At 70.3% G+C, this 24,144-nt stretch carries 20 protein-coding genes; 9 read left to right on the top strand and 11 right to left on the bottom strand.

Going from position 1 to position 24,144, the window contains the following annotated elements; genetic code table 11:
- Positions 1-57 precede the first annotated feature (57 nt).
- Positions 58-1,326, top strand: coding sequence for an MgtC/SapB family protein (locus tag AC3WXD_RS10645; RefSeq protein ID WP_492323655.1), 1,269 nt, complete (start codon positions 58-60; stop codon positions 1,324-1,326).
- 29 nt (positions 1,327-1,355) lie between these two features.
- Here AC3WXD_RS10645 and AC3WXD_RS10640 read toward each other — a convergent pair whose 3' ends face one another.
- Positions 1,356-1,694: an ElaB/YgaM/YqjD family protein gene (locus tag AC3WXD_RS10640; RefSeq protein WP_492323654.1), complete on the bottom strand. Its 339-nt coding sequence runs from the start codon at positions 1,692-1,694 to the stop codon at positions 1,356-1,358.
- Positions 1,695-2,374: 680 nt separating this feature from the next.
- On the opposite strand from AC3WXD_RS10640, the gene AC3WXD_RS10635 reads away from it, so the two are divergent.
- Together AC3WXD_RS10635 and AC3WXD_RS10630 are read left to right on the top strand one after the other, a co-directional pair.
- Positions 2,375-5,551 carry a response regulator gene (locus AC3WXD_RS10635; protein ID WP_492323653.1) on the top strand — a complete coding sequence of 1,059 codons (3,177 nt, stop codon included), beginning with the start codon at positions 2,375-2,377 and terminating at the stop codon, positions 5,549-5,551.
- Positions 5,552-5,625: 74 nt separating this feature from the next.
- A complete protein-coding gene (locus AC3WXD_RS10630; protein ID WP_059413151.1) occupies positions 5,626-6,168 on the top strand; it encodes a gamma carbonic anhydrase family protein in 543 nt (180 codons plus the stop codon).
- Positions 6,169-6,185: 17 nt separating this feature from the next.
- On the opposite strand, the gene AC3WXD_RS10625 is transcribed toward AC3WXD_RS10630, so the two are convergent.
- The 4 genes from AC3WXD_RS10625 to AC3WXD_RS10610 form a co-directional block, all read right to left on the bottom strand.
- Complete coding sequence (locus AC3WXD_RS10625) at positions 6,186-7,121, bottom strand: beta-keto acid cleavage family enzyme (protein ID WP_492323652.1); 936 nt, start codon at positions 7,119-7,121, stop codon at positions 6,186-6,188.
- Between the two features lie 149 nt (positions 7,122-7,270).
- Positions 7,271-8,593, bottom strand: coding sequence for an aspartate aminotransferase family protein (locus AC3WXD_RS10620; RefSeq protein ID WP_492323651.1), 1,323 nt, complete (start codon positions 8,591-8,593; stop codon positions 7,271-7,273).
- A gap of 90 nt (positions 8,594-8,683) precedes the next feature.
- Positions 8,684-10,210: an amidase gene (locus tag AC3WXD_RS10615; protein ID WP_492323650.1), complete on the bottom strand. Its 1,527-nt coding sequence runs from the start codon at positions 10,208-10,210 to the stop codon at positions 8,684-8,686.
- Positions 10,211-10,279: 69 nt separating this feature from the next.
- Positions 10,280-11,251, bottom strand: coding sequence for a Bug family tripartite tricarboxylate transporter substrate binding protein (locus AC3WXD_RS10610; RefSeq protein ID WP_059413147.1), 972 nt, complete (start codon positions 11,249-11,251; stop codon positions 10,280-10,282).
- A 464-nt stretch (positions 11,252-11,715) separates the two neighbouring features.
- On the opposite strand from AC3WXD_RS10610, the gene AC3WXD_RS10605 reads away from it, so the two are divergent.
- From AC3WXD_RS10605 to AC3WXD_RS10590, 4 genes are all read left to right on the top strand, one after another.
- Positions 11,716-12,807, top strand: coding sequence for a porin (locus AC3WXD_RS10605; protein WP_492323649.1), 1,092 nt, complete (start codon positions 11,716-11,718; stop codon positions 12,805-12,807).
- 46 nt (positions 12,808-12,853) lie between these two features.
- Positions 12,854-14,191: an MFS transporter gene (locus tag AC3WXD_RS10600; RefSeq protein WP_231586545.1), complete on the top strand. Its 1,338-nt coding sequence runs from the start codon at positions 12,854-12,856 to the stop codon at positions 14,189-14,191.
- An 89-nt stretch (positions 14,192-14,280) separates the two neighbouring features.
- A complete protein-coding gene (locus AC3WXD_RS10595; protein WP_492323648.1) occupies positions 14,281-15,348 on the top strand; it encodes a phosphotriesterase family protein in 1,068 nt (355 codons plus the stop codon).
- A gap of 75 nt (positions 15,349-15,423) precedes the next feature.
- Complete coding sequence (locus AC3WXD_RS10590) at positions 15,424-16,329, top strand: TetR/AcrR family transcriptional regulator (protein WP_059413145.1); 906 nt, start codon at positions 15,424-15,426, stop codon at positions 16,327-16,329.
- A gap of 26 nt (positions 16,330-16,355) precedes the next feature.
- Here AC3WXD_RS10590 and AC3WXD_RS10585 read toward each other — a convergent pair whose 3' ends face one another.
- From AC3WXD_RS10585 to wrbA, 3 genes are read right to left on the bottom strand one after another with little or no spacing between them, the layout of a single operon-like run.
- On the bottom strand, positions 16,356-17,777 hold the full coding sequence (locus AC3WXD_RS10585; protein ID WP_492323647.1) for an FAD-binding oxidoreductase: 1,422 nt from the start codon (positions 17,775-17,777) through the stop codon (positions 16,356-16,358).
- A gap of 50 nt (positions 17,778-17,827) precedes the next feature.
- Entirely contained in the window at positions 17,828-18,241 is a 414-nt protein-coding gene (locus AC3WXD_RS10580) for a DUF2069 domain-containing protein (protein ID WP_059413143.1), read from the bottom strand.
- The gene (gene wrbA, locus AC3WXD_RS10575) at positions 18,238-18,843 is read right to left on the bottom strand and encodes an NAD(P)H:quinone oxidoreductase (RefSeq protein ID WP_492323646.1); all 606 of its coding nucleotides are present in this window, start codon (positions 18,841-18,843) and stop codon (positions 18,238-18,240) included. Before wrbA ends, AC3WXD_RS10580 begins: the two co-directional genes overlap by 4 nt.
- A gap of 238 nt (positions 18,844-19,081) precedes the next feature.
- On the opposite strand from wrbA, the gene AC3WXD_RS10570 reads away from it, so the two are divergent.
- Positions 19,082-20,446, top strand: a complete 1,365-nt coding sequence (locus AC3WXD_RS10570; protein ID WP_020202575.1) for a YihY family inner membrane protein — start codon at positions 19,082-19,084, stop codon at positions 20,444-20,446.
- A 13-nt stretch (positions 20,447-20,459) separates the two neighbouring features.
- On the opposite strand, the gene AC3WXD_RS10565 is transcribed toward AC3WXD_RS10570, so the two are convergent.
- From AC3WXD_RS10565 to AC3WXD_RS10555, 3 genes are all read right to left on the bottom strand, one after another.
- Positions 20,460-20,777, bottom strand: coding sequence for an Mpo1-like protein (locus AC3WXD_RS10565; RefSeq protein WP_492323645.1), 318 nt, complete (start codon positions 20,775-20,777; stop codon positions 20,460-20,462).
- Between the two features lie 296 nt (positions 20,778-21,073).
- Positions 21,074-21,898, bottom strand: coding sequence for an alpha/beta fold hydrolase (locus AC3WXD_RS10560; protein ID WP_059413140.1), 825 nt, complete (start codon positions 21,896-21,898; stop codon positions 21,074-21,076).
- Complete coding sequence (locus AC3WXD_RS10555) at positions 21,898-23,208, bottom strand: O-acetylhomoserine aminocarboxypropyltransferase (protein WP_020202578.1); 1,311 nt, start codon at positions 23,206-23,208, stop codon at positions 21,898-21,900. The genes AC3WXD_RS10560 and AC3WXD_RS10555 overlap by 1 nt, the downstream gene beginning before the upstream one ends.
- Positions 23,209-23,543: 335 nt before the next feature.
- Between AC3WXD_RS10555 and AC3WXD_RS10550 the strand changes: the two genes are divergently transcribed.
- Complete coding sequence (locus AC3WXD_RS10550; RefSeq protein ID WP_020202579.1) at positions 23,544-23,990, top strand: CBS domain-containing protein; 447 nt, start codon at positions 23,544-23,546, stop codon at positions 23,988-23,990.
- Positions 23,991-24,144: the final 154 nt, after the last annotated feature.

The following is a 24,144-nucleotide window of genomic DNA, read 5'->3' as shown; positions in this document are numbered from 1 at the left end:
GCAATCTTCCACAGTCGCGCTGGCATTGCGCTCGCCCCCCGGCCAGAGGAACCCGGCATGAACCAGACCGTCGTCTCTTTTTGCGTTGCACTCGGCATCGGGCTGGGTTTCGGGCTCGAGCGCGAGCGCAGCCAGGCGGCGGACGGCGCCGAGGCCGCCGCCGGCCTGCGCACCTTCGCCATCGCCAGCCTGTGCGGCGCGCTGGGCGCCTTCCTGCCGCAGGCCGGGCTGCTGCCGGCGGTGCTGCTCGGCGCGGCCGGCCTCGCCGCGGTGGGCTACCGGCACACCGCGGCGGCAGACCCGGGCCTGACCACCGAGTTCGCGATGCTGTGCACGGTGCTGCTCGGTGCGCTCGCCATCACGCATCCCGGCCTGGCCGCCGGCCTCGCCGCGGTGCTGGTGAGCCTGCTGCACGGCAAGGCCACCCTGCACCGGCTGGTGCGCAGCGCGCTCACGCGCCAGGAGGTCAACGACGCGCTGACGCTGGCGGTGGCCGCGCTGGTGATCTGGCCGCTGCTGCCGGACCGCTACATGGGGCCGCTCGACGCCTGGAACCCGCGCACGCTCTGGCTGGTGGCGGTGCTGGTCATGATGATGGGCGCGGCCGGGCACATCGCCACGCGCGTGTTCGGGGAGAAGGCGGGGCTGCCGCTGACCGGCCTGTTCGGCGGCTTCGTCTCGAGCGTGGCGACGGTGGCCTCGATGGCCGCGCTGGTGCGCAAGGCCCCGGGCACGCCCGGCGTGCGTGATGCGGCCGTGGCGGCGGCCCTGCTGTCCAGCGTCGCCACCTTCGTGCAGATGCTGCTTCTGCTGGCCGCCACCAGCGCGGCCGCCCTGCGGATGCTGGCGCTGCCGCTGGCGGCCGGACTCGCCGTGATGGCGGCCTGCGCCGGCTTCTGGCTATGGCGGGCGGTGCGCCGGAAGACCGGGCGCGACGATGCGCGCGCGGGCGCGCAGGCGGCCGGCCAGCGCATGGACTGGCGGGTGGCGGTGGGGTTCGTGGCGCTGATGGCGCTGCTGATGCTGGTCAACGCCGCCGTGCGCGCGTGGCCGGGGACCGGGGTGCTGCTCGGCGTCGCCGCGGTCGGCGGGTTTGCCGACGCGCACGCGGCGACGGTCTCGGTCTCCGCGCAGGTGGCGGCCGGGCGCGTGTCGGCCGCGGACGCGGTCTGGCCCGTGCTGGCGGCGTTTTCCGCCAATACCCTGACCAAGATCGTGGCGGCCGCGGCCGGCGGCGGCGCCTTCGCCTGGCGTGTCGCGGCGGGGCTGGTGCTGGCCGCCGCGTCGACCTGGAGCGTCGCGCTCGCGCTGGACGCCTGGCGCTGATCCCCGGTGCTGAGAACCGGCGCCGGGGATCAGCCGCGCCGGTCGAGCGCCAGCGCGCACAGCGCGCCGCAGGCGGCGGCAAAGGCCGCGGCCGCGCCGAGCACGCGCCACGGGTGCTCGTGCACGAATGCGTCGCCGGCCTCCATGCCGTGCCGGACCTGTCCGCGTGCCTGCGTCTCCAGTTCCCGCAGGCGCAGTTGCAGGGCGTCGAGCCGCGCCCGGAACTGCCCGCGGGCCGGGCCGGCGTGCCCGCCGGCGTCGGTGGTCGCCTCGCGCAGCAGGGCGTGCAGGTCGGCCAGCAGGGTCTCGATGTCGCGCGTCAGCGTGGCGCGGTGCGCGGACAGCTCGGAGCGGAAGTCGTCGGTCATGGTGTTCTGCCGGCAGGTTGGGACAGGTTGGGACAAACTGGAACAGGGCTCGGGTGGGGATCGCGGGATGGAAACGCGCGGGCCGGGAACGCGCGGCCCGCAGGCGCGCGCCAGCCACTATAGGCAGCACGCCGGCATGCCGCTTGACCATAGTCAATAGCATGGCGGGCGGCGGGCGCGGCGCCGTGGCGGGATGCCGCCGCGCGGCCCGCCAGGCGGCGCCGGGCAAGGCGCCGCGCCCGCGCGCGCGGGCGCTGGCCCTTGCCGGGCGCCGCGCGCGCCCGCGTCGGGATTCGGCAACATGCGCGCGCGGCGCTATTGCCGTTGCCGGAACGGCGCTGGTAGAATCCGCGCCGCCCGGGCCCTGGCCCGGGCTTTTTTTTGCGCATCGCGCCTCCATCCGCCGCCGCGGGGCGGTGCCCGATGTCCCGGATGCGCCGCGCGCGCCGCTTCGGCTATAGTATTTCCACCTGCGGCCCCCGGAGGCCGCGCTTTCCCCGCGCCTGCCGTGTCGATCCGGCCGGCGCCGCGACGACCGGCGGCCCGATGCCTGCGCCCGGGGCCGAGCGAGGGGCCCCGATCGGTTGCCGCATTGGAGCGCCATGCACAAATCGCCCCGGGCCGCAGCATTGTTCTGCCTTCTTGTCCTGTTCCTGGTTTCCGTCGCCCGGGGAGCCAGCGTGTCCGCCCCCGCGGCGGCGCCGGCGCACATCGAGGTGTTCGGGCGCCTGACCTCGGCGCCCAAGCCGTGGCTGAGCCCGGACGACCGCCAGTGGCTGGCGCACCGCGCGCCGCTGACGGTGGGCGTGGTGACGCCCGACTATCCGCCGCTGGAGATGCTCAATGCCGACCGCTTCGAGGGCGTCACGGCGGACTATCTGGCGCTGATGTTCGACCAGTTGCCGCGCGTGCGCGCCTTCACCTCGCGGCAGGCGGCGCTGGAGGCGCTGCGGCGCGGCGAGATCGACCTGCTCGGGCGCGGCAGCGCCGCCGAGGCCGCCGACTACGACCTGCGCGTCTCCCACATCTACCTGGCCGACCAGCCGGTGCTGATCTCCGCCGACGGCAGGCGCTTCGACGACCAGCGCGAGGGCGCCACGCTGGCGCTGGTGGCCGGCTACCTGGCCGAGCGGCAACTGGCCGCGCGCTATCCCAGGAGCCGCATCCTGCTGTTTACCTCGCCGCAGCGCGCGCTCGAGGCGCTGAGCCTGGGGCACGTGGATGCGATGGTCGGCGATGCGTTGTCCACGCATTACCTGATCAACATGAATTACCTGCTGAACCTGCGCATCGAGAACTTCGCGCCGATCGACAGCCACGGCTTCGGCTTCCTGGTGCGCTCCGAGGACAACCGGCTGCGCGCGCTGCTCGACCGCGCGCTGGTGCAGGTCAACGTGCAGTTCGGCGACGAGATCCTGCGCAGCTGGAGCGCCGGGCGGCGCTTCCGGCTCGACGAGCAGCGCCTGGCGCTGACGCCGGCCGAGAACCGCTGGCTGGCCGCGCACGCGGAGGTGCCGGTGATCGTCAACCGCTACCTGGGCTCGCTGACCCAGCTCGACGCGCGCGGCCGGGTGTCGGGCATCGGCCACGACTACCTGGAGCTGATCGCCAAGCGCAGCGGGCTGAAATTCACCTACAGCAGCGTGGACAACTTCGCGGAGTTGAGCAAGCGCATGAATGACGGCGCGGCGATGGTGACGCCGGTGCTGCCGCCGGACAACCCGGCCGACGGCAAGCTCGAGATCCTGTCGCCGTACCTGCGCAGCTCGGTGATCCTGATGACCAGCCAGGACCGCGAAGGCGTGAGCGACCTCGCCCACCTGGCCGGCAAGCGGCTGGCGACCGGCGCCGGCTACTACCTCAACGAGACCATCCGGCGCAACTACCCGGCGATCGACCTGCAGGTCTACGACAACCTGCTCGACGCCATGCGCAGCGTCGACGAGGGCAAGAGCGACGCCTGCATCTCCAACCTGTTCTCCGGGCGCTTTCTCGCCGCGCACAATTTCAACGGCAGGCTGGTGGTCAGCGGCATCCTGGAGGACCGCACCGTGCCGGTCAGCATCGGCGTGCTCAAGAGCGAGCCGGAGCTGCAGAACATCCTGGAGAAGGCGCAGATGTCGATCGGCCCGGACGAGGTGGCCGACATCGTGCGCCAGTGGGAGCCGCGCTTTCCCGCGGTGGGCGCCAGCTTCTGGCGCGACCACCGCGGCCGCATCGTCCAGCTCGGCGGGGTGTTCGCGCTGCCGGTCGCGCTGTCGCTGGTGTGGGCCTTCTACCTGACCCGGCAGGTGCGCAAGACGCGGCGCGCGGAAAAGCGCCTGACCAACCAGCTCGCGCTCAAGAACACGCTGATCAACGCCATTCCCAACCCGGTCTACCTGCTCGACCGCGAGGGCTGCCTGAGCGCCTGCAACCCGGCGCTGCTGCGGCTGTTCTGCGCCGGCTCGGAGCAGAGCCTGGGCAAGACCATCCTCGAACTGCACTGGTTCCCCGCCGAGCTCGCGCAGCGGCTGCTGCGCGAGCAGCGCCAGCGCATGGCGCAGGGCACGCCGGCGGTCGAGGAGCACCTGCTCGACATCAACGGCCAGGTGCGCTACATCCAGCACTGGACGGTGCCGTACCGCAACGTCGACGGCGAGGTCGAAGGCATGATCGGCGGCTGGGTCGACCTGACCGAGCGCCAGAGCCTGATCGAGCAGTTGCAGGTGGCGCGCGAGAAGGCGGAGTCGGCCAACCAGGCCAAGAGCATCTTCCTGTCCACCATGAGCCACGAGATCCGCACGCCGATGAACGCCATCATCGGCCTGCAGGAACTGGTGCTGCAGAAGGCCGAGCAAGGCGCGCTCGACACCACTTCGCTGGCGGTCGCGCAGGAGGCCGCGCGGGGCTTGCTGCTGCTGCTCGGCAACGTGCTCGACCTGACCCGCATCGAGACCGGCAAGCTCGATTCCTCGCCCGAGCCGGTGGCGCTCAAGGCGCAGATCGAAGGCATCGTCACGCTGGTGCTCGGCATGGCGCGGCAGAAGCACCTGTCGCTGGACCTGCGCTTCGAGGGCGAGGTCGACCAGTGGGTGATGATGGACCCGCTGCACTTCAAGCAGGTGCTGTTCAACCTGCTGAGCAACGCCATCAAGTTCACCGAGCGCGGCGGCGTCACGCTGCGCGCCACCGGGCGCCGCGTGGACGGGCGCCTGCGCCTGCTGCTGGAGGTCATCGACACCGGCATCGGCATCTCGGAGCAGGACCAGGCCAAGCTGTTCCAGCCGTTCTCGCAGGTCGAGGCGGCGCAGGCCGGGCAGGCCTTCGGCAGCGGGCTGGGCCTGAGCATCAGCCTGCGCCTGATCAAGCTGCTGGGCGGCAGCATCAGCCTGAGCAGCGAGCCGGGCCGCGGCTCGTGCTTCAGCGTCGACCTGGACCTGCCGCTGAGCGCGGCGCCTGCCGCGGCGGAAGCGCCGGCGCTGGCGCCGGACGCGGCCGCGCGCAACCTGGACGTGCTCGCGGTGGACGACCATCCGGCCAACCGCATCACCTTCCGGCAGCAGCTCAAGCATCTCGGCCACCGCGTCACGCTGGCCTCGGACGGCCTGGAGGCGCTGGAGCTGTGGCAGGCCGGCGCGTTCGACGTGGTGCTGACCGATTGCCAGATGCCGCGCATGGACGGCCTGGAGCTGGCCCGCCGCATCCGCGAGGAGGAAGGGCGCGGCGGGCGCCGCCGCTGCCTGATCCTGGCGGTCACGGCCAGCGCCGAGCCGGCCGAGGTGCAGCGCTGCCTGGCGGCCGGCATGGACCGCGTGCTGATCAAGCCGCTGACGCTGGAGACCGTCGGCCAGGCGCTTGCCGCCGTGGCCGCGTAGGCTTCCCCTTTCTTTTCCTTGGCGATTCCTTTTCTTTAGAGCAATCCTTTTTCCCGCGTTTTCAGGATTCCAACGTGAGCATCCGCAGTTTCCAGGGCAATGCCCCCCGGCTCGGCGACCGAGTGTTCGTCGATGCCAGTGCCGTGCTGATCGGCGACATCGAGATCGGCGCCGACAGTTCCGTCTGGCCGATGGTGACGATCCGCGGCGACATGCACCGCATCCGCATCGGCGCGCGCACCAGCGTGCAGGACGGCAGCGTGCTGCACATCACGCACGCGGGGCCGTTCAATCCCGACGGCTTCCCGCTGACCATCGGCGACGACGTGACCATCGGCCACAAGGCGCTGCTGCATGGCTGCACGGTCGGCAGCCGCATCCTGATCGGCATGGGCGCCATCGTCATGGACGGCGCGGTGATCGGCGATGAGGTGATCCTCGGCGCCGGCAGCCTGGTGCCGCCGGGCAAGGTGCTCGAAGGCGGGCATCTCTACGTCGGCAGCCCGGCGCGGCAGGCGCGGGCGCTCACGGAGAAGGAGCGCGGTTTCTTCCGCTATACGGCGGGCAACTACGTGAAGCTCAAGGACCAGTACCTGGCGGAGCAGGGCGGCGGCTGAGGGCGCCGCCGCCTGGCTCAAGCCGGGTCGCCGGCCGCATGGGCGGGACGCGCCGGTGCGTCGCCGCGAGGCAGGCCGAGAATCCGGCGGGCTTCCTCCGGCGTGGCGATCTCGTAGTCCATTTCCCTGAGAATGCGGACCGTGCGCTCGACCAGCTCCACGTTGCGGGCCAGTTCCGCGTGGCGATAGTACAGGTTGTCTTCCAGGCCGACGCGGATCACCTGGCCGCCGAGCAGCAGCGAGTTGATGCCCGCCTGCAACTGGGACGGCCCGATGCCGCTGACGCAGAAGACGCTCTGCCGCGGCAGCAGGTCGACCATGAACTGCAGCGTCTTCGGGTCGTAGGGCATGGCGTTCTGGAAGCCGCGATGCGCGTTCATCACCAGGTTGAAGACGTAGGGCGGCTCGTCCAGTCCCATCCGGATCAGCGTCGCCGCATCCTGGACGATGTGCGCGGGGCTGAAGACCTCCCACTCGGGCTTGATGCCGCGCCGCTTCATTTCCTCGGCCAGCGTCCGGCAGCGCGAGGGCGAGGTGTTGAACAGGATTTCCTTGCCGCCGAAGCTGCCGACGAAGGTGCACGCGTCAAGCGTGCACATCTCCGCGCCGGCGTCCATGCCCTTGAGCCGCTCTTCCCAGACGGTGTCCCACATCCCGCCGGCCATTGGCCGGATCATGTCGCCGTGGACGCCGCCGCCGGTCGAGTTGTTGATGACGATGTCGCATCCGGCGCGGATCCGTTCGTTGATGTCGCGGTAGATGTCCGCGTTGCACGTGGCCTGGTCGTCGGGCAGGCGGGCATGGATGGCGGCCACGCTGGCGCCGGCGTTGTAGCAGTCGAGGACGTCGCGCGCGATCTCGTCGGGCTGCGTGGGCAGGTGCGGGTTCTGGGACTTGAAGGCCATGCCGCCCGTCGGGGCCACCAGGACCACCACCTTGTTCGATGCAGTCATTTTTTTGTCTCCGGGTTGATGAATGCCGCTGCGCCAGTCGTTGCCGGTCTTTCCGGTGTCGCTGGTCTCGATGTCGGCGGGGAAAACGCTGCCGGCCGGTCCCGCAGGCGCCCGCCTGGCGGCGCCTGCGGGACCGGCGCGCCCGTGCTTCAGGCGGGGAAGAAATGCCCGTACTGGCGCACGAAGCTCGTGAACGCATCGACGAACCGGTCGATTTCCTCCTGGCCGACGGGAACGCTGAGCACGACGAAGCCGCGGCGCGCGAGGTACACGCCGTTCTCGATCATGTGGAAGAAGAAGAGATCCTTGATGGCGTTGCCGCCGGGCAGGATGTCGGCGGTCGAGCGGATCTCGTGCGCGCCGGCCTGGAGGTTCATCAGCGAGCCCACGCCGGTGAACTGCAGGGCCGCGCCGTTGTCCCCGCAGATCCGGTTCAGCCGGTCGCGCAAGGTGTCGCCAAGCGCGTTCAGGCGCACCGCGGCCTCCGCGGTGTAGATCCGGGACAGGCCCGCGGCGCCGGCGGCCATCGTCAGCACGTTGTTGTTGAAGGTGCCGGCATGCGGCGTCGCGTCGGTGCGGCGCGGGTCGAACTGGGACATGATGTCGGCGCGGCCGCCGAAGGCCCCGAACGACATGCCGCCGCCGATGTACTTGCCCAGCGTGGTCAGGTCGGCGTGGATGCCCAGCTTTTCCTGCAGGCCGCCCGGAGCCAGGCGCGAGGTCATGACTTCGTCGAAGACCAGCAGCGCGCCCTGCCGGGACACCAGCTCCCGCAGGCCGCGCAGGAATTCCACCTTGGCTTCGATGCATCCGGAAGCGCCCTGCATGGGCTCGACCACCACCGCGGCGATGTCCCGCGGGTTGGCCGCGAACAGCGCGCGGACGCTGTCGAGATCGTTGTACGAGGCGATCAGGAAATCGTGCGGCACGTTGACCGGGGTGTTGCCCCTGGCGAACGTGAGCACGCCGCCGTGATACCCGCCGCCGAAGACGACGACCTTGGCGCGGCCGGTGTGGATCTTCGCCGCCGAGATGGCCATGAGGTTGGCCTCGGTGCCCGAGTTGGTGAAGCGCACCACGTCGACCGAGGGGAAGCGCTCGCAGATGAGGCTGGCCAGCCTTGCCTCCAGCACGTTGTGCCCGCTCAGGTTGATCCCGGCGTCCAGCGCGTCGTCGATGGCGCGGCGGATCACGGGGTTGGAGTGGCCGTAGATGCCGGCCGTGAATTCCGCGATGAAATCCACGTAGGCATGGCCGTCGGCGTCCCACAGGCGGCACCCGTCGCCGCGCGCCATCGCCAGCGGGAACGGGGCGTAGAACAGGACCGAGCGCGTGTTGCCGCCAGGCATGTAGCGCGAGGCCAGGTCGAACTGCTTCTGGCTGGCGGGGTTGCGCCTGGCATAGCGGTCGGCCGCCTCGGCCACCGCGGTGGCGATCGGGGCGGTGTCGACCGCGAAGAGATGTGGATCCATGATGATGCGGTTCCGAAGGTTATTGAAATGTGTACTGTGCAATTACTGTACACCGTACAATTAATCGGCGCAAGCGATGCGGGCGCCGGCTCAGACGACGGAGATCGGGGCGCTGCCCGCGGTTCCCGCCGCCAGCGGCGGATGGGTGACGATGGACCGCAGCGAGGCCGTGCCCGCGCGCAATGCGTCGAGGTCCGGGCGCGGGCGGCGCAGCGCCGCGTGCGCGTCGAACGCGGCTTCGAGCGCCGCGCCGATCTCCAGCAGGCGCCGGTCGCGCCGGAAGGGCGCGATCACCTGCAGGCCGAAGGGCAGCCCTTGCCGGTCGCGCCCGCACGGCAGCGACAGCGCCGGGTTGGTGGCTAGCGTGACGACGTAGGTCAGGTCGAGCCAGCGGTAGTAGTTGGGCAGCGGCCGGCCGTTGATGGCTTCGGCATGGGGCCGGGTCCACGGGAAGGGCGACACCGGCGTGGTCGGGGCCAGTATCACGTCGAAGCGCGAATACAGCCGCTGGAACGCGCGGAAGATCCTGGTCTGCTCCGCATGCGCCCACGCCGTGTCGGCCAGGGAGAGCGCGGCGCCGATCTCGTAGTTGGCGCGCGCGTTCGGGCCGATCGAGCCGGGGTCCCGCTCGTAGGCCCCGCGCATCGCGGCGACGAAGGCCTGGGCGCGCATGACGTCGAAGCAGCGGTGCACGTCGCCGAGCGGCTCGCGGGCGAAGTCGACCGGTTCGCACGCGGCGAAGAAGCCGGAGATCCGGGCGATGCGCTCCCGGAACGTGGCGCGGATCTCTTCGTCGACCTCGCACGCGCCGAAATCCTCGGTGAAGCCGACGCGCAGCGCGCCGAGGTCGGTGCCGCGCAGGTCCAGGAAGTCGTGCGGATTGGCGTCCTGGCTCAGGGGCTCCGCGTCGCACAGGCCCGCCGTCGCCGCGAGCTGCAGCGCGGTCTCGGCCACGGTGCGGCCCATCGGCCCCACCACCGACAGCGGCGACCAGCCCAGCAGCCGCCGCTCGCTCGGCACCAGTCCCGGGGACGGGCGCATGCCGACCACGCCGCACTTGGCCGCCGGGATGCGCAGCGAGCCTCCCGTATCGGACCCCGTGCAGACCGGCAGCATGTCGCAGGCCAGCGCCGCGGCCGAGCCGCCGGACGAGCCGCCCGCGTTCAGGTGCGCATCGAAGGGGTTGCCGGTGGCGCCCCACACCGGATTGCGCGTGTTGGCGCCGGCGCCGAACTCGGGCACGTTGGTCTTGCCCACGAGGATGGCGCCGGCGGCGCGCAGGCGGCCGACCAGCACGTTGTCGCGCGCGGGGACGTTGCCGCGGTATAGCGGCGAGCCATAGGTGGTCAGCAGGCCGGCGGTCTCCTCCAGGTCCTTGACGCCCATCGGCAGCCCGTGAAGGATGCCCACGGGCTCGCCCCGGGCAAGCGCGCGCTCGGCGGCGCGCGCTTCCGCCTCCGCGCGCTCGTAGCACGTCGCGGTGACGGCGTTCACGTAGGGATTGACGGCTTCGATGCGGCGGATGCACGACTGCAGCAGCTCGACGGGCGATATTTCGCGGGACCGGATCAGCGATCGCAGCACGGGGGCGGTGAGTTCAGCAAGCTCGGCGGTCATGGGTCTCTCTTGTGGTGGCGCGGGCCGTGTCCGGCGCCGCGGGAAATGGCGGGCGGGTCGGCGCGGGCATCACTTCAGCTTCGCCTTCTCGACCACCGTGACGTTCTGCGCCATCTCGGCGGCGGCGCGCCGCCGGAACGCCGCGCCGTCCTGCCAGCTTGCCGAGAAGCCCAGCGCGCCGAGCTTCTTCTGCACCTCCGGGTCCTGCACCACGGCCTTGAGTTCGGCTTCGAGGCGCGCCGATACCTCGGGCGCAAGCCCCCTGGGCGCGACGACGCCGACCCAGTTGTCGAACACGAATTCCGGCACGCCCTGCTCGATGAACGTGGGCACCTGCGGCAGCAGCGCGGCGCGGGTCCGGGACGCCACCGCGATCGGGACCAGCGCGCCGGACTGGATGAAGGGCGCCGCGGCCACCACGCTGTCGATTGCCAGCGCGGTCTGCTTGCCCATCAGCGAGGTCAGCGAAGGCGCGCTGCCCTGGAACGGCACGTGCAGCAGCGACACGCCGGCCTTCATGGCGAAGCTCTCGGCAATGATGTTCGGCATGGAGCCGTTGCCGAAGGAGCCGTAGGCCAGGCTGCCGGGCTCCTTGCGCGCCGCCGCGACCACGTCCGCGACGGTCTTCAGCGGCGATCCGGGATAGGTCAGCATGACCATCGGCATCGCCGCGACGATGCCCAGGTAGTCGAAGCTGGCGGCGCCGTAGCGCGCGTTCGGATAGAGCAGCGGATTGATCGTAAACGTCGGGGCGCCCGTGATGAGCAGCGTATAGCCGTCGGCCTTCGCCTTCGCCACGAAGCCGGCGCCGATGGTCGTGTTGGCGCCGGGGCGGTTGTCCACGACGAACGGCTGGTGCAGCCGCTCCTGCAGCTTCGTGGCCATGAGCCGGGCGATCGTGTCCCCCGTGCCACCGGCCGGCACCGGCGCGACGACCGTCACGGGCCGCGAGGGGTAGGGCTGCGCGAAGGACGGCTGGGAAACGACGATGCCGGCAAGGGCGGCGCCGGCAGTGGCGATCGCCGAAAGGAAACTACGCATGAAGCACTCCAATTCAATCTTCGAGGGAGCCGGCCGCCCGCGTTCGCGTGCCCGGCGCCGCCGATATTGGATCATTGTTCGTCGTTTTTCAATACATTGTTCATCGTACAATAAATTTACAGTCTGGCGGCACTGATCTTGTGCCGGCCGGCGCGCCGATGCACGGAATCGAGGCGCCGCGCTTCATCCTGGTTCGTCCCCGGGCTGCCCCCGGCTCGTCCCCGGCGGCGCCGCGCGATCCCGGCCGGCGCGCCGCGCGCGGTCGTAATACGCATAATCACCTATTAATTGTACACCGAACAATAAATAAACTGACCTAGGTATCGACAATCATAGAACGTCGTACAGGTCTGGCATGCACATTGCGTAGCCGGTGCCATGCCTCGATTTTTTCCGCCGCGGCGCGGCGCGAGGCACGGCGAGTTGAATGAAGACGGACGCACACGACACAAGGGGAGCAAGACTTGAATACATGGAGCAAGGCATGGGCGGCCGGTGCAGCCCTGTTCGGCCTGGCGGGCGGGGCGCAGGCCCAGACCTCGGGCGTGACGGTTTACGGCTCGATCGACGCCGGCGTGACCTACCTCAGCAATGTGGGCGGCCACAACCAGGTGAAGATGGACGACAGCATCAGCCAGGGGAACCGCTTCGGTTTCCGCGGCAGCGAAAGCATCTCGGGCGACCTGTCGGCCATCTTCAACCTCGAAGGCGGCTTCATGTCGGACACCGGCGCGAGCCGGCAGGGCGGCCTGCTGTTCGGGCGGCAGGCCTATGTCGGCCTGGCCTCCGAGCGCTTCGGCACGCTGACGCTGGGCCGGCGCTTCGACCAGATGGTGAGCCTGATCCGCTATCACCCGGGCTACTACACCGGCATCTATTCGTTCACGCCGGGCGACATGGACCGCATCTCCGGCGCGTGGCTGAACAACACGGTCGTCTACAGCAGTCCCAGCATCGGCGGCCTGACCCTGAACGGGCAGTACAGTTTTGCCGAGGACGGCACCAGCACCACCAACGGCGGGCGCGCATACAGCTTCAGCGCGGCCTATGCCGCGGGCCCGTTCAACGCGGTGGTGGCGGCCACGGGGATCAAGCAGTACGCGGCCAAGTCGGCCAGCGCGCTCGGCGTGCCTTTCCTGTTCGGCGCGGCCGCGAACGCGGCCCAGACGATCGTTCTCGACGACTACCGCACCGTCGGCGCGGGCGCGGCGTACAAGTTCGACAAGGTGGCGGTCAGCGGGCTGTACACCAACACCCGGCTGGAGCCGAAGAGCGCGCCGTCGGAGACGCTGCACAACGCGTCGCTCACCGTGGCGTACTGGCTGACGCCGAGCTGGATCCTGGTCTCGGCCTATACGTACTCGAAGCTGGGCGACTACCGGTGGAACACGTACAACGGCGCCGTGGACTACCTGCTCTCGAAGCGCACCGACGTGTATTTCATGGCGAACTTCCAGGACGCCAGCGCGCAGACCCACGCGATCCTGACGACAAACCCGGCCTCGGGCAACGACCGTCAGCTGGGATTGCGCGTGGGCATCCGGCACAAATTCTGATGCCGCATCCCGATTCCGAAACCGAACGAACAGGCAGGGCTTGGCCATGAACGCAATGACCGATTCAAGAACGGACTCAGGCACGGATTCAACCAGCGGGCCGCCTGCGGCGCAGTCCGGCGCCGCGCCGCGAGGCGGCGCGAAGGCGAGGCGCAAGGCGGTCGTCGCCGGCGTCGCGGGGAACATCCTCGAGTGGTATGACTTCGGCGTCTATGGTTTCCTGGCGGCCATCATCGCCAGGAGCTTCTTTCCGTCGGCAAGCGGGGTGGGCTCGCTGCTGATCGCCTTCGCCACGCTGGGCGTCGGCTTCGTGGCGCGGCCGGTGGGCAGCATCGTCCTGGGCCATCTCGCGGACCGGCGCGGCCGCAAGACGGTGCTCACGCTGACCATCTTCCTCATGGCCGGGAGCACGGTCGCCATCGGCATCCTGCCGACCTACGCCACGGCCGGCGTGCTGGCGCCGGTCCTGCTGGTGCTGGCGCGGCTGGTGCAGGGCTTTGCCGCCGGCGGCGAATGGGGCAGCGCGACCGCGTTCATCACCGAGTGGGCGGGCGAGGGCCGGCGCGGCTTCGTCGGCGCGTTCCAGCAATCCAGCATCGCGATCGGGCTGCTGCTGGGGTCGGGCGTGACGGCGATCCTGGCGTCCTCGCTCGGCGCCGCGGACCTCGAAGGCTGGGGCTGGCGGATTCCGTTCCTGCTGGGCGCGGTGCTCGGGCCGGTCGGCGCGTACATGCGCCGCAACATCGCGGAGCCGCCGGTCTATCGGTCCGCGTCGCCGTCGGGCCGGCTGTCGCGGGCGGATTTTTTCCGGCGCATCCTGCACGCCATCGTCTTCGTGGCCATCTGGGGCGTGGCCTCCTACATGGTGACCGTGTACATGCCGACCTTCGGCCAGACCTACGGCGGCCTCACGCGCAGCGAAACGCTGTGGTCGGTGACCATCGCGCTGGCGCTGACGGCGGTGCTGGCGCCGGCGTTCGGCCACGTATCCGACCGCATCGGCCGCAAGCCGGTATTGCTGGCCGGATGCGCCGGTTTCCTGGTGCTGTCGTATCCGCTCTACGGCGCGGTCCTGTCGCACCCCGGATCGGTGCCGGTGTTCCTGGCCGTGCAGTGTTCGCTGGTGGCGCTCTACTCGCTGCTGGCCGGCGCCGGCCCGGCCTACCTCACCGAAGCCTTCCCGACCTACATCCGCACCACGGGCATCTCGGTTGCCGGGGCCTGCGCCGGGCTGTTCGGCGGGTTTGCGCCGCTGACGGTGACGTGGATCATCCAGGGCACCGGCGCGGCGACCGCGGCGGGCACGTTCCTCGCCTTGGTCGCGCTGGTCTCGCTGCCCGCCGTCCTGACGATCCGGGACGCGGCGCATGCGCGCCTGGACTGAACCGCTCCGGATCCCCCCGGGCCGCGCGACCGCTCCAGCTATCGTTCGAGCGGCCCTTGTGAAACTGCACACGCATGTTCGAAATTGCCATGAATGCGAACCCTGACCAGACGCCGGGAAAAACAAGAGGAATCGTCCAGACCGTGCTCGGGCCGGTCGATCCGGGCGAGCTCGGCCCGACGCTGATGCACGAGCACCTGCTCATCGACCTGACGCCGCCGCCGGCGCTGCTCGCCGGCGGCCCGGCCGCGCAGGAGGCGGAGATCACGCTGTGCAATTGCTGGGGCATCAGCAATGGCCAGAAGTCGTACCTGAAGAACTACCAGCTCGACCAGATCGACGTGGCCGTCGAGGAGGTGCGCGAGATGATGGGCGCGGGCGGGCGCACCATCGTCGACCTGACGAATGGCGGGCTCAAGCCCGACCCGGAGGGGCTGGCGCGGATCGCGCGCACCACCGGCGCCCACATCGTGATGGGCTGCGGCCACTACGTGCATGCCTACCAGGACCCCGCGAATCACGAAAGGACCGTCGACAGCTTTGCCGCCGAGATGATCGCGCAGCTGACGCAGGGCGCGTGGGGCACCGGGATCCGTGCCGGCATCATCGGCGAGATCGGCTGCCAGTCGCCGTGGACCGAGCTCGAGCAGCGCGTGATGCGCGGCGCCCTGATCGCGCAGGCCGAGACCGGCGCCGCCATCAACGTGCATCCGGGCCGGCATCCGGACCAGCCCGCGGAGATCGTGTCGTTCATCGAGGCGGCCGGGCACGGCGTCGGGCGCGTGATCATCAGCCACGTGGATCGCACCATCTTCGACGACGACCGCCTGCTGCGCCTGGCGGATACCGGATGCGTGATCGAGTTCGATCTCTTCGGCTGGGAGCAGAGCTACTATCCGATGTCCAGCGAGATCGACATGCCGAACGACGGCGCCAGGCTGAAGATGGTCCGGCTGCTGGTGGAGCGGGGCCATCGCGACCAGGTCCTGATGAGCCAGGACATCTGCACGCGCACCCGGCTGGGCCGGTATGGCGGACATGGCTATCAGCACATGTTCGCCAACATCGCGCCGCGCATGCGCCAGCGCGGATTCAGCCAGGCGGACGTCGACGCCATCCTGGTGGAAAATCCCCGGCGCCTGCTCACGATAGCCTGACCCTCCCGGCCCGCGCTCATCGGCCCGGGGTGTCGGTTGGCGTACAATGATCTTACTGAACACCAAGTAAGAGACATGATGGCTACAGGGACCAGGGGCACCAGGAGCACCAGCGGCGCGGGGACCACGAGGACCAGGGCAGGCGACAAGGGCACGGTCAAGACCGCGGTCAAAGTCGCGGTCAAAGCCGCAGCCGGCGCCGGGGCGAAGAAGAGCGCCTCCGCCCAGGGCGTTCGCAAGCGGGCGGTGCCGGCCGCGCCGCCCGCCGCCAGGAAGGAGGCGGCGCGCGCGCCGCGGGGGAGGGCTTCGGGACCGGCCCTGACCCGGGAGAAGATCGTCGCGGCCGCCCTCGAGCAGATCGACCGCAACGGTGTGATGGCGTTCAGCCTGCGCGACGTTGCCCGCTCGCTGGGCGTCTATCCCGCCGCCCTGTACTGGCACGTGGCCACGCGCGACGACCTCCTGGCGTCCGTGGTCGAGACCACGATGGTCGACGTCGCGCCCGAGCCGGGCGAGCTGGCATGGCAGGACTGGCTGAGGGAATTGTTCGTCCGCTGCCGCGACGTCATGCGCCGGCATCCGAACATCGCCCAGCTGGTGGGCGCCCAGCTGGTGGCGAACGCGAGCCTGAGCCCGACGCTGATCGACCGCATTCTCTCGGTGCTGCGCGCCGCGGGCTGCCCGGACGACCGCATGCTGGAGATGTACAACGTCGTGGTCTCCACGATGGTGGGCTTTCCGACCCTGGAATACGCATCGGTGCCGAAGGACGACACGGAAGCCTGGGCGCGGCAGCTGCAGGAGCGGACCCGTTCGATCCGCGCGATGGACTATCCCACGCTGGCCCGATACCTGCCGGACATGGCCAACAAGGCGTTCATCGTCAGGTGGCAGAACGGCACCGACGCGCCGATGGACACGAGCTTCGACCTGTACGTGAACGTGGTCATCCGCGGCATCGAAAGCTGCCTGCCCGGCTAGGGCAGGCGTTCTCCGGGCGCCGGACGCTAGACCACCTTGCCGGGATTCATCAGCCCCCGCGGGTCCAGCGCCTGCTTGACCGCGCGCATCATGGCCAGCTCGACCTCGCTCTTGTAGCGGCGGTTTTCCTCGCGCTTGAGCTGGCCCAGGCCGTGCTCGGCCGAGATCGAGCCGCGGTGGGCGTGCACGCTGTCGTGCACGATGGCGTTGACGGCGGGGCTGTTGTCGAGGAAGGCGTCGTGGTTCTGGCCCGCCGGCGGCGACACGTTGTAGTGCAGGTTGCCGTCGCCGAGATGGCCGAACGTGACCATGCGCGCGCCGGGGAAGGCCTGCTGGATGAGCGCGTCGGTGGTGTCGATGAAGTCGGCAACGCGCGAGATCGGCACGGCGATGTCGTGCTTGATGTTCTTGCCTTCCTCCACCTGCGCCAGCGGGATGTGCTCGCGCAGGTTCCAGAAGTCGCGCGATTGCTGCACGGACTCGGCCACCACGGCGTCTTCCACCACGCCGGTCTCGAACGCGGTTTCCATCATGGCCTCGAAGATGGCGCGCGCGTGTTCCTCGCTTTCGTTGTCGGACAGTTCCAGCAGCACCACCTGCGGATGCGGGCGGTCGAACGGATAGCGCAGTTGCGGGTAGTGCGTGGTGACGAGCGACAGGCACATCTGCGACATCAGCTCGAAACCGGTCAGCAGCGCCCCGGCGCGCTGCTGGGCGATGGCCAGCAGCGCCAGCGCGGCGCGCGGGCTGGCCACCGCGGCCAGCGCGGTCACGCGCGCGCGCGGCAGCGGGTAGAGCTTCATGACGGCGGCGGTGATGATGCCGAGCGTGCCTTCGGCGCCGATGAACAGGTCGCGCAGGTCGTAGCCGGTATTGTCCTTGCGCAGGCCGCGCAGGCCGTCCCAGACCTCGCCGGACGGCGTGACCACTTCCAGCCCCAGGCACAGCTCGCGCGTGTTGCCGTAGCGCAGCACGCCGGTGCCGCCCGCGTTGGTGCCGAGGTTGCCGCCGATGGTGCAGCTGCCTTCGGCCGCCAGGCTCAGCGGGAACAGGCGGCCGTGCTCGCGCGCGGTGTCCTGCAGCTGCTGCAGGATCACGCCGGCTTCCACGGTGACGGTGTTGTTGAGCGGGTCGACCTGCCGCACGCGGTTGAGCCGCTGCAGCGAGATCACCACGGACCCGGTGCCGGCCGCCGGCGTGGCGCCGCCGCACAGCCCGGTGTTGCCGCCCTGCGGCACCATCGCGATCTGGTGCGCGTGGCAGGCATGCACGGCGGCGGCGACTTCCTCGGTGGTGCCGGGGCGCAGCACGGCGATGGCCTCGCCGGTGTAGCGCTTGCGCCAGTCGGTCAGGTAGGGCGCCTTGTCGGCGTCGTCGGTCAGCACGTGCTGGCTGCCCAGCGCGGCGCGGCAGAGGGCGAGGAAGGATTCGAACTGCGTGGCGGTCATGGTGAGGTCCGGTGCGGCTTCTGGTGTGGCGGGCGTGGTTGCCGGCGCGGCTACTTGCGGCGGGCCGGCTGCAGCGCCCGGGCGCGGCGCTTGTACGGGCGCAGGTAGAGGATGGTGGCGAAGAAGAACAGCAGCGTCAGCGCCACCTCGAGCCACGCCAGCGCGGAGGAGGGCGGGCGGTCGCTGGTGGCGCGCACGATGCCTTCGGTGAAGAACAGCAGGATCAGCATCGACGACCACTGCATGGTGTAGCGGTTGCGCGTCAGCACGCCGCGCAGCGGCAGCAGCAGCGGCAGGAACTTGAGGACCAGCCACGAGCCGCCCGGGCGCAGCGGCGCGAGGAACCATTCCCAGGCGATGCACAGCACGATCAGCGCGAGCAGGCTGCCGGCGCTCAGGCGGTACAGCGCGGCGCTGTGCAGCGCGCCGTCGGTGGCCGCGGCGCCGGCCGGCGCGGCGCTCATGCGCGGCTCCCGGCGGCCAGCCGCAGCGCGGTCTCGGCCAGGCGGCGGCCCATCGCGCGCGCCAGCGCGGCTTCGTCCTCGGACACCGGCGCGCTGTTGTCCACGCGCGCGTGGTGGCTGGGGCCGTAGGGCGTGCCGCCGCCGGCGGTGGTCATCAGCGCGCTTTCCGAGTAGGGCAGGCCGACCAGCAGCATGCCGTGGTGGAGCAGCGGCAGCATCATCGACAGCAGCGTGGTTTCCTGGCCGCCGTGCAGGCTGCCGGTGGCGGTGAACACGCAGGCCGGCTTGCCGCTGAGCGCGCCCGACAGCCACTGCGCCACGGTGCCGTCGAGGAAGTATTTCATCGGCGCGGCCATGTTGCCGAAGCGGGTCGGGCTGCCCAGCGCCAGGCCCTGGCATTCCTCCAGGTCGCGCAGCTCGGCATAGGGCGGGCCGTCGGCGGGGATGTCCGGCGCGGTGGCCTCGCTGACGGTGGATACCGGCGGCACCGTGCGCAGGCGGGCATGGGCGCCGGGCACGCTGTCGATGCCGTGGGCGATCAGTTCCGCGAGCTTGCGGGTGCTGCCGTGGCGGCTGTAGTAGAGGACGAGGATGTCGGTCATGGACGGGGCCGCGGCTGGCCGCGCCGGGTGGCAGGCAGCAAGGGCAGGCTGGTTGGCGCCGGGCGCGGCGCGCCGGGCAATGCGCGTATTATAGTTGTGGCCCCGGCGCGGCCCGCCGGAGCCGTCATGGCGGCGTCGCCGGCGCCGATTGCTGTCGATTGCTATCGATTGCTGCCGATCATTGCCGCCCGTCATCACCACCCATCATCACCGCATCACGCCAGGAGCCCGCCCCCGCATGTTCGCCGCCCGCATCGTCCGCCTGCGCAGGGAATGGAACCTGCAGAAGCTGCGCGCGCTGACCCGCTACGCGCTGCGCCGCGCGGCCGAGGACCGCCTGCCGCAGGTGTCGGCCAGCCTGACCTTCACCACCGTGCTGGCGGTGGTGCCGGTGCTGACCGTGGCGTTCGCGCTGCTGGCCGCGTTCCCGGTGTTCCGCGAGTTCCGCAGCTCCATCGAGACCTTCCTGTTCCAGAACCTGATTCCCGGCAACGTCAGCGATTCCATCACCAGCTATCTCGGGCAGTTTTCCAAGAACGCCAGGGGCCTGACCGCGGCCGGCCTGGGCGGCCTGATGGTGACTTCGGTGCTGACCATGCTGACGGTGGAGGACGCGCTCAACGCGATCTGGCGCGTCAAGCAGCGCCGCCCGCTGGCGCAGCGCGTGCTGGTGTTCTGGGCGGTGCTGACGCTGGGGCCGGTGCTGATCGGCGCCAGCCTGTCGATCAGCTCCTACCTGATCTCGGTCTCGGCCGGCTACGCGGGCACCATGCCGCTGGGGCTGGGTCTGCTGGTGAGCCTGACGCCGGTGGTGCTGTCGGCGCTGGCCTTCGCCTTCCTCTACATCGCCGTGCCCAATGCCAGCGTGGAGTGGCGCGACGCCATCACCGCGGGGCTGGTGGCGGCGCTGGCGTTCGAGTTCGCCAAGCGCGGCTTCGGCTACTTCGTCACGCACATCCCGACCTACACCGCGGTCTACGGCACCTTCGCCGCGCTGCCGATCTTCCTGCTGTGGATCTACCTGAGCTGGCTGGTGACGCTGCTGGGCGCCACCATCGCCGCCAACCTGCCGGTGATCCGCCAGGGCTACTGGCGCCGCCGCACGTTCGCCGGCAGCGAGTTCTTCGACGCGCTCGGCGTGCTCTACCTGCTCTATCGCGCGCGCGACGAAGTGCCGCGCAGCATCGGCGAGCTCGACCTCGGGCGCAAGCTGCGGGTGGAAGCGGACTACCTGTCCGGCCTGCTCGGCCGGCTCAAGGCGATGCACCTGATCGGCAAGCTGGCGCAGGACCGCGGCCAGGCCCACTGGGCGCTGCTGTGCGACCCCGCCCACGTGACGCTGCGCACGCTGCACGACCGCCTGGTGCTGAACCTGCCGCGCCTGCCGCGCACTGCGCTGGCGCAGCAGTTGCAGGGCGCCGACGCGCTGCGGCAGGTGCTGGACAACCCGCGCCTGGACCAGCCGCTGGAAGCGGTGTTCGCGCAGCGGCAGGCGCAGGCCCAGGTCTTGGCGGAAGAGGAAGCGGCGGCGCCCGGCCGTCCGGCCGAGGGCGCGCGCCGCGCGCTGGAAGTGGTGCCGCCGGGCTGGCACGGCCAGATCTGAGCCGCGCGCGCGGCTAGAACGGAATCCTGCCGCGCCAGATGTCGGCGTACATGACCCAGTCGCCCATCAGGCTGTAGAACGGGTGGCGGAACGTGGCCGGGCGGTTCTTCTCGAACCCGAAATGGCCGACCCAGGCGAAGGCGTAGCCCGACACCGCGGCCGCCGCCAGCCACCACCAGTTGCCGCTGACGAGCAGCGCCAGCAGGCACAGCAGCGCCACCGTGGAGCCGGCGAAATGGAGCCGGCGGCAGGTGAGGTTGCGGTGCTCGTTCAGGTAGAACGGGTAGAAGGCGGCGAAATTCCGGAATTCGCGGGTGCGTGCCTGGGGCATGTCGTACTCCTGTGGGGGTGCGGCATGTTTCAGTCTAGCCGGCGTGGGGCGGGTGTCCAGAGGGGTCTTCACGGGGCTGCGATGCCGGACAACACCGTTGGCCCCGCTTGATGCGGCTCCTAGCCGAACCGCCCCTCTCCCCGTGAGGGGAGAGGGAGGACACCTTGCTTGGGCTAGCTCTGGCGGCTTGGGCCCATTCGCGGGCTTCGTCAATCGCCCTGGGTTTGCTCCCCTCTCCCGCTTGCGGGAGAGGGGTCGGGGGAGAGGGGCGGCGTGCCTTTGGGCCGAAGCCTCGCTCAACCCGCCGCCACCGCCTTGCGCGCGAATGCGGCCAGCGCGTCGAGCACTTCGTCGGGTTTTTCGCCCATCAGCGCGTGGCCGCAGGGCACGGAGACGGTGCTGGCCGAAGCCATTCTTGCCGCCAGCGCCAGCGCGGCCTTGGGCGAGGTCATCATGTCCTTGCTACCGCTGATGAACAGCGCCGGGCAGCGCACCGCGGCGGCGGCGGCTTCGCCGTTGGCGTAGGCGTTGCAGGCCGAGAAGTCGTTGTGGAAGACGTGGCCCTGCGGGTTGCGCTGCGCCACGCGCTCCATCAGGCGCTGGCTGCCGCCCTGCATCCACGAGCCGGGTCCCGGCGAGGACGGCTTGTTGGCGAGGCTGGAGTGCGACCACGCATTGACCATCGCGATGGCCTGGTCCACCTGCTTGAGCGAGGCCTCGAGCAGGGCGTCGGAGACCTTCATCGGGTAGGCCGTGGCCAGCAGCGCGATGGCGCGCACCGCATCGGGGTGGCGCGCGGCGGTTTCCAGCGCGATCAGCGATCCCATGCTGTGGCCGAACACCAGCGCCGGCGCGGCGACGCCGGCGGCGCGCAGCAGTTCGGCCACCCAGTCGGCCATCGCCTCGATGGTCTTGAGCGGCGCGCCTTCGCTGCGGTTGTGGCCGGGCAGGTCCACCGCCAGCACGCCGAAGCCGTGGTTGGCGAACCAGCGCGTCTGCAGGGCCCACACGCTGTGGTCGTTCTGCGCGCCGTGCACGAACACGGCGCACGGCAGGGCCGGGTTGAAGGGTTTGCCGCCGGTGTAGGCGTAGGCCTTGCGGCCCGCGATCGTCAGTTCCATCAGGCTTGCCCTCCCTTGCCGCTCATGGCGCGCTCGGCGGCCTTGAGGCCGCGCTTGAGATCGTCGATCAGGTCGTCCGCGTCTTCCAGGCCGACCGACAGGCGGATGGTGCCTTCGCCGATGCCGGCGGCCTGCAGCGCCGCCGCGTCCATGCGGAAGTGCGTGGTGGAGGCGGGGTGGATCACCAGCGAGCGCGCGTCGCCGACGTTGGCCAGGTGAGAGAACAGCGCCAGGCTTTCGATGAAGCGCTGGCCGGCGGCGCGGTCGCCCTTGAGGTTGAAGCTGAACACGGCGCCGGCGCCGCGCGGCAGCAGGCGCTTGGCGAGTTCGTAGTCGGGGTGGGATTCGAGCTCGGGGTAGGCCACCGACTCCACCATCGGGTGCGAGACCAGGAACTGCACCACGCGGCGCGCGTTGTCCACGTGCCGGGCCATGCGCAGCGGCAGGGTCTCGATGCCTTGCAGCAGTTGCCAGGCGGCCATCGGGTTGAGGCAGGCGCCGAAATCGCGCAGGCCTTCGCGGCGCGCGCGCAGCAGGAACGGCGCCACCGTGCTTTCCTCGGTAAACACCATGTTGTGGAAGCCGGCATACGGCTCCGACAGCTCGGGGAAGCGGCCGGAGGCCTCGAAATCGAAGGTGCCGCCCTCGGCCAGCACGCCGCCGATGGTGGTGCCGTGCCCGCCCAGGAACTTGGTGGCCGAGTGGTAGAGCAGGCCGGCGCCGTGGTCGAACGGCCTGAGCAGGTAGGGCGTGGTGAAGGTGGAGTCGACCAGCAGCGGGATGCCGTGGTCGCGGCCGAGCTGGGCCAGCGTGGGGATGTCGAGCACGTCCAGGCCGGGGTTGCCGAGCGATTCGCCGAACAGCAGCCGGGTCTCGGGCCGGATGGCGGCGCGCCAGGCGTCGATGTCGCGCGCCTGCACGAAGGTGGTCTCGATGCCGAAGCGGCGCAGCGTGTAGTGCAGCAGGTTGTGCGAGCCGCCGTACAGCGCGCTGGACGCCACGATGTGCGAGCCGGCGCCCATCAGCGTGGCCACGGCGAGGTGCAGCGCGGCCTGGCCGGAGGCCACGCCGATCGCGCCGGCGCCGTTCTCCAGCGCGGCGACGCGCTCCTCGAACACCGCCACGGTGGGGTTGGAGATGCGCGAGTAGACGTGGCCGGCGCGTTCCATGTTGAACAGCGAGGCGGCGTGCTCGCTGTCGCGGAAGACGAAGGACGTGGTCAGGTGGATGGGCGTGGCCCGCGCGCCGGTGGCGGGGTCGGGGGCGGCGCCGGCATGCAGCGCCAGGGTGTCGAATCGGGTACCGGACATGGCTTCCAGGGCAAGAGTTGTCTCCGGTGCGCATCGTAGCATCCGGCGACGGCGCCGGGGCACGGCAAAGCGCGCGCCGGGGCGGCTCGCGGGGCCGCCGCGCTTTACTTGGGCGGGCGGTTTCGGCTAGGATCGGCCCATCCGGCGGTGCCGGGGTTGTTCAAGTCGCACGCCTGGAAGCATGCATAGGTTAATAGCCTATCGGGGGTTCGAATTCCCCTCTCTTCTCCATAATAATGGCGGAAAGGGTAGGATTCGAACCCGCGGTATCGCCGGCCGGCAGCGGCAGTACATCAGCAGATACATACAAGCAGATTCAGCAAGCGGAGACCACCATGAAAGTCAGCGACATCCTGCAGATCAAGGGCAACACGCTCTTTACCGTGACGCCCGACACCTCGCTGCAGCTGGCGGTCAGGACGATGGCCGAGCACGACATCGGCTCGCTGGTGGTGATGGAGTACGGCGAGCTGGTCGGCATGCTGACCTTCCGCGAGATCATCAACACGCTGGCCGCCAACAACGGCTCGGTGGGCACCTTCAGCCTGCGCAAGGTGATGGACGACGCGCCGCTGACCTGCACGATGGAAACCGACGTCAACGAAGTGCGCCGCATGATGCTGGAACGCCACACGCGCTACCTGCCGGTGATGGACAACCGCACCCTGATGGGCGTGATTTCCTTCTACGACGTGGCCAAGGCGGTGGTGGAGGAGCAGAGCTTCGAGAACCGCATGCTCAAGGCCTATATCCGCGACTGGCCGGAAGAAAAGACCGACTGAGGCCGGCGGCGCGCCGCGGGTGCCGGACGGGCGGCGCCGCGGCGATGTGAACGGAATCAAGCGCCGCGGGCGCGCATCGGGTGTGCATCGGGTGCGCGCGCCGCGGGCGCGCCCGCGGCGGCAGCCACGTTGCCAGCAATGTCGCGCCGGGCGC

The organism is Cupriavidus sp. FW216-B1, assembly GCF_058789195.1.
This window is presented reverse-complemented; position numbering and strand designations above follow the sequence as displayed.

Bases quoted from the DNA above. Each gene is read 5' to 3' on its own strand.
- AC3WXD_RS10585 (WP_492323647.1), bottom strand. From the start codon at position 17,777: ATGACCGCCACGCAGTTCGAATCCTTCCTCGCCCTCTGCCGCGCCGCG.
- AC3WXD_RS10570 (WP_020202575.1), top strand. From the start codon at position 19,082: ATGTTCGCCGCCCGCATCGTCCGCCTGCGCAGGGAATGGAACCTGCAG.
- AC3WXD_RS10565 (WP_492323645.1), bottom strand. From the start codon at position 20,777: ATGCCCCAGGCACGCACCCGCGAATTCCGGAATTTCGCCGCCTTCTAC.
- AC3WXD_RS10550 (WP_020202579.1), top strand. From the start codon at position 23,544: ATGAAAGTCAGCGACATCCTGCAGATCAAGGGCAACACGCTCTTTACC.
- AC3WXD_RS10600 (WP_231586545.1), top strand. From the start codon at position 12,854: ATGAACGCAATGACCGATTCAAGAACGGACTCAGGCACGGATTCAACC.
- AC3WXD_RS10640 (WP_492323654.1), bottom strand. From the start codon at position 1,694: ATGACCGACGACTTCCGCTCCGAGCTGTCCGCGCACCGCGCCACGCTG.
- AC3WXD_RS10620 (WP_492323651.1), bottom strand. From the start codon at position 8,593: ATGGATCCACATCTCTTCGCGGTCGACACCGCCCCGATCGCCACCGCG.
- AC3WXD_RS10560 (WP_059413140.1), bottom strand. From the start codon at position 21,898: ATGGAACTGACGATCGCGGGCCGCAAGGCCTACGCCTACACCGGCGGC.
- AC3WXD_RS10645 (WP_492323655.1), top strand. From the start codon at position 58: ATGAACCAGACCGTCGTCTCTTTTTGCGTTGCACTCGGCATCGGGCTG.
- AC3WXD_RS10555 (WP_020202578.1), bottom strand. From the start codon at position 23,208: ATGTCCGGTACCCGATTCGACACCCTGGCGCTGCATGCCGGCGCCGCC.
- AC3WXD_RS10625 (WP_492323652.1), bottom strand. From the start codon at position 7,121: ATGACTGCATCGAACAAGGTGGTGGTCCTGGTGGCCCCGACGGGCGGC.
- AC3WXD_RS10590 (WP_059413145.1), top strand. From the start codon at position 15,424: ATGATGGCTACAGGGACCAGGGGCACCAGGAGCACCAGCGGCGCGGGG.
- AC3WXD_RS10580 (WP_059413143.1), bottom strand. From the start codon at position 18,241: ATGAGCGCCGCGCCGGCCGGCGCCGCGGCCACCGACGGCGCGCTGCAC.
- wrbA (WP_492323646.1), bottom strand. From the start codon at position 18,843: ATGACCGACATCCTCGTCCTCTACTACAGCCGCCACGGCAGCACCCGC.
- AC3WXD_RS10615 (WP_492323650.1), bottom strand. From the start codon at position 10,210: ATGACCGCCGAGCTTGCTGAACTCACCGCCCCCGTGCTGCGATCGCTG.
- AC3WXD_RS10610 (WP_059413147.1), bottom strand. From the start codon at position 11,251: ATGCGTAGTTTCCTTTCGGCGATCGCCACTGCCGGCGCCGCCCTTGCC.
- AC3WXD_RS10595 (WP_492323648.1), top strand. From the start codon at position 14,281: ATGAATGCGAACCCTGACCAGACGCCGGGAAAAACAAGAGGAATCGTC.